Source organism: Streptomyces olindensis, from assembly GCF_040645895.1.
Taxonomy (GTDB): Bacteria; Actinomycetota; Actinomycetes; order Streptomycetales; family Streptomycetaceae; genus Streptomyces; species Streptomyces olindensis.
Genome location: NZ_JBEYZD010000160.1, coordinates 1 through 4,000 on the forward strand (window position 1 = coordinate 1; position 4,000 = coordinate 4,000).

Genomic DNA, 4,000 nt, shown 5'->3' on the forward strand with positions numbered 1-4,000 from the left:
ACGCGGGCGTCCGCCCGGCACGCCGAGAGCACGCACCGAACGCCGCAGGGCCCGCCCTCCGGGCGAACGACGGGACTTTGCGGACACCCCCTAGGGCATCAGTGCCGATGTACTCGGTTGGCGATGGCGTGCCCGACGAACAGGTACACCACCGCTGCCAGGCCGTAACCGGCCACGACCCTGGCCCAGGCCTCGTCGAAGGTGAAGAGGTCGTGCGACCAGCCGGCCAGCCAGCGGGCCGCGTCGTGGATGAACTGGACGAAGTCGTTCGCCCGGTTCGCGTCCAGCAGGTACATCAGAATCCACAGACCCAGGATGAGGGCCATGATGTCGGCGACGACCGCGATGATCGTGCCGGCCTGATTCGCGCCGTTGCGATATCGAGGGGACATGCCCTTCGGGTTGCCCTTGAAGTCTGGATGAAACCCCGGGAATCGCTCAGGAGTTCAACTCGGCGAGGACCCGCAGCGTTTCCCGGTCCGGTGCCAGGGCCAGCAGGTCCGTCACCGGGCCCTTGCGCCACAGTTCCAGGCGTTCGGCGATGCGTTCGCGGGGGCCGACCAGGGAGATCTCGTCGGCGAAGGCGTCCGGGACGGCGAGGACGGCCTCCTGCCGTCGGCCGTCCAGGAAGAGTCGCTGGATGCGGCGGGCCTCCTCCTCGTAGCCCATGCGTGCCATGAGGTCGGCGTGGAAGTTGCGGGCCGCGTGTCCCATGCCGCCGATGTAGAAGCCGAGCATGGCCTTGACCGGCAGGAGGCCTTCCGCCACGTCGGCGCAGACCCGTACCTGCGCCAGGGGCGCGACGAGGAAGCCCTCGCGGAGGTCCCGCAGGGCCGGGCCGTAGACCTCCGGCCGGGTCGGCGACCAGTACAGCGGCAGCCAGCCGTCGGCGATCCGGGTCGTCTGGGCGACGTTCTTCGGGCCCTCCGCCCCGAGCAGGACCGGCAGGTCCGGGCGCAGGGGATGGGTGATGGGCCTGAGGGGCTTGCCCAGGCCCGTGGCGTCCGGGCCCCGGTAGGGGTGGGCGTGGAAGCGGCCGGCCGACACCACCGGTGCCTCGCGGCGGAGCACCTGCCGTACGACGTCGACGTATTCGCGGGTGGCGGTGAGCGGCGAGGCCGGGAACGGGCGGCCGTACCAGCCCTCGACCACCTGCGGACCGGACAGCCCCAGGCCGAGCATCAGGCGGCCGCCGGAGAGGTGGTCCAGGGTCAGGGCGTGCATCGCGGTCGTGGTCGGCGGGCGGGCCGCCATCTGCGCGACCGCCGTGCCCAGGCGGATCCGTGAGGTGTGCGCCGCGATCCAGGCCAGGGGCGTGAAGGCGTCCGAGCCCCACGACTCGGCCGTCCAGACGGAGTCGTAGCCGAGCCGCTCCGCCTCCCGCGCGAGCGGCACGTGGTCGGGGGAGGGGCCGCGGCCCCAGTAGCCGAGCGCGAGACCGAGCCGCATGGCTGCCTCCTGACGATGTGTCAGCTGACGGAGGCGACGACTGTACGGCAACGGCCCCCCGCCCGGAAGGGCGAGGGGCCGTGCGAGGAGCCGTGGGCTCAGCCGCGCTGGATGCCCGACGTGTCCTGCAGGACACCGCGGCGGCCGTCCTGCGTCTGGGCGACCAGGGCCTGGCCGCGCTGCTCGACGGCCAGGTACCAGGTGCCCGGCGCGAGTTCGGCGATCGGCGTCGGCGAACCGTCCTCCGCGAACAGCGGCCGCGGCACCGGCACCGCGAACCAGAACGGCGAGAAGTCCCCGGCCGGCGGCTGCGGCTGGGCCTGCGCCTGCTGGGGCTGGCCGCCGTAGGGCTGCCCGGGCTGCGGGTGGCCGTAGCCGCCGGGCTGCTGGGCGCCCGGGTAGCCGTAACCGCCCTGCGGCTGAGCGCCGTAGGGCTGGGGAGCGGCCGGGCGGGGGGCCGGGATGAGGGCGCCCTTGAGAGCGGGGACGAGGGGGGTGGCGAGGGCGGCGGCGGCCATGAGCAGCGTGGCGACGAGGGCGAGGATCAGGCCCGTGCCGGCGTTGGGGCCGTCGGAGGAGCTGCCGACGTTGTCGACGGCACCGCCCGGGTCGAAGACGTTGCCGAGGGCGCTCCACGCGGCGAAGATCGTGAAGGCGGCGCCGAACTGACCGAGGTCCAGACCCGCGACCTTGGGCGGCTGGGGCAGGCCCCGGGAGACGACGACGAGCGCGGCCCCGATGATTCCCGCCAGCACGACACCGAGCACCACCGGCCCGCTTCCCCAGAGGCTCGGGAGTTCGAGGCTGTCGGGCGCACCATCGATCGAATAGATGTCGAGGAACGACGCGATGAACAGCAACACCGCTGCTCCGATCACCACGCCGTCGCCTCGAGTGAGGGAGCGGATATTCACTTCAGGTCCTTCGTAGGTCGTCTCATCGTCGGTGGAGGCGTCGCTGTCACCCTGTCGCCGTCTGGCCCCTGTGTGAAGCGCGGGGGTGGCCCCTCATCGTAAGGAGGACACTATCGTCCGCCCGATCAGGGTGTCCGCCGGGACCAGCCCGCCGAGAGCTACCCACGCAGGAAACTCACGATTCCCTCAGAGATCCCTTGCGCCGCTTTCTGCCGCCACGCGCCACTGGTCAGCAGCGCCGCGTCCTTGCTATCGCGCATGTTGCCGCACTCGATGAACACCTTGGGAACCGTTGACAGATTGAGACCGCCCAGGTCCTTACGCGTGACGAGACCGCTGCCGTCGCCGATGTAGTTGGAGGGCGCGCTGCCGGTGACAGCCACGAAGCGGCCCGCGACGCGCTCGCCGAGGTCGCGGGAAGGGCCGACGATCGCCCGGGTGTCGGCGGCGCCCGCGTGCACCGCGCCGGGCAGGATCACGTGGAAGCCGCGGTTGCCGGCGCCCGAGCCGTCCGCGTGGACCGAGACCACGGCGTCCGCCTTCGCCTCGTTGCCGATCCGGGCCCGCTCGTCCACGCACGGGCCGTACGGCCGGTCGTCGTCCTGCGTCAGCTTGACCGTGGCGCCCTGCTCTTCGAGGAGCGTGCGCATCCGGCGCGCCACGTCCAGGGTGAACTTCGCCTCGGTGTACCCGTCGTTGGTGGAGGTGCCCGTGGTGTCGCACTCCTTCCAGTTCGTGCCGATGTTCACCTTGCGGTTGATCTCGGACGTGTGCTGGAAGTTGCGCGGGTTGTGCCCGGGGTCGATGACGACGACCTTGCCCTTGAGCGGGCCGGAGGCGGCGGGCGCGGACGTGGCGGGCGCGTCCGAGGGGGACGGGGAGGCGCCCGGCTCCTTGGCGTCGTCGGAGGGCGCGTCCGACGCGGCGGGCGGCGAGGACCGTACGGTCGCCCGGTCCGGGCCGCCGCCGTCCCCCGAGCCGCCCACCGTCTCGTACGCCAGCCAGCCGAGCAGCGCCCCCGGCACCAGCGCGGCGAGCGCGACGGTCAGGGGGCCGCGGCGGGAGCGGCGGGGCTGGGGAGGTTCGAAGTCCGGGCCTGCGTACGACACGCCTGCCACCCTAGCGGCCGCGCCCGGGGCGACGCGGACCCAGGACGGCCCGAACGGGTGGCGGCCACCTCACGTCGCCACCATCGCCGCCGTGCCGGCGGGGCCGAAGCGAGCCGTTGCACGGCCCAACCGGCGGCGGCTGCCCGGCGTTGCCGTCGTCGCTCCCGTGTCGGCCAGGGCCGGAGCGGGCCCTTGCTCGTCTTGACCGGTGGTGGCTGCCCGGCGTTGCCGGTCTCGCTCCCGTGTCGGCCGGGGCCGAGGCGGGCCGTTGCTCGTCCCGGCCGGTGGTGGTTGCCCGGCGTTGCCGTCGTCGCTCCCGTGTCGGCCAGGGCCGGAGCGGGCCCTTGCTCGTCTTGACCGGTGGTGGTTGCCCGGTGTTGCCGGTCTCGCTCCCGTGCCGGCCCGGGGCGAGGCGGGCCGTTGCTCGTCCCGGCCGGTGGTGGTTGCCCGGTGTTGCCGGTCTCGCTCCCGTGCCGGCCCGGGGCGAGGCGGGCCGTTGCTCGTCCCGGCCGGTGGTGGTTGCCCGGT

General features: G+C 73.2%; 4 protein-coding genes. All 4 read right to left on the reverse strand.

The genetic code is table 11. The features are described 5' to 3' along the window. Positions 1 to 98 precede the first annotated feature (98 nt). The 4 genes from ABZ948_RS40820 to ABZ948_RS40835 all read right to left on the reverse strand — a co-directional run bounded on the left by ABZ948_RS40820 (position 99) and on the right by ABZ948_RS40835 (position 3,472). The gene (locus tag ABZ948_RS40820; RefSeq protein ID WP_031112118.1) at positions 99 to 392 is read right to left on the reverse strand and encodes a hypothetical protein; all 294 of its coding nucleotides are present in this window, start codon (positions 390 to 392) and stop codon (positions 99 to 101) included. A 46-nt stretch (positions 393 to 438) separates the two neighbouring features. Continuing rightward, positions 439 to 1,449 carry an LLM class F420-dependent oxidoreductase gene (locus ABZ948_RS40825; RefSeq protein ID WP_359768189.1) on the reverse strand — a complete coding sequence of 337 codons (1,011 nt, stop codon included), beginning with the start codon at positions 1,447 to 1,449 and terminating at the stop codon, positions 439 to 441. A gap of 98 nt (positions 1,450 to 1,547) precedes the next feature. Beyond that, positions 1,548 to 2,363, reverse strand: coding sequence for a hypothetical protein (locus tag ABZ948_RS40830; protein WP_359768190.1), 816 nt, complete (start codon positions 2,361 to 2,363; stop codon positions 1,548 to 1,550). A gap of 158 nt (positions 2,364 to 2,521) precedes the next feature. Continuing rightward, complete coding sequence (locus ABZ948_RS40835; RefSeq protein WP_359768191.1) at positions 2,522 to 3,472, reverse strand: N-acetylmuramoyl-L-alanine amidase; 951 nt, start codon at positions 3,470 to 3,472, stop codon at positions 2,522 to 2,524. Positions 3,473 to 4,000 lie beyond the last annotated feature (528 nt).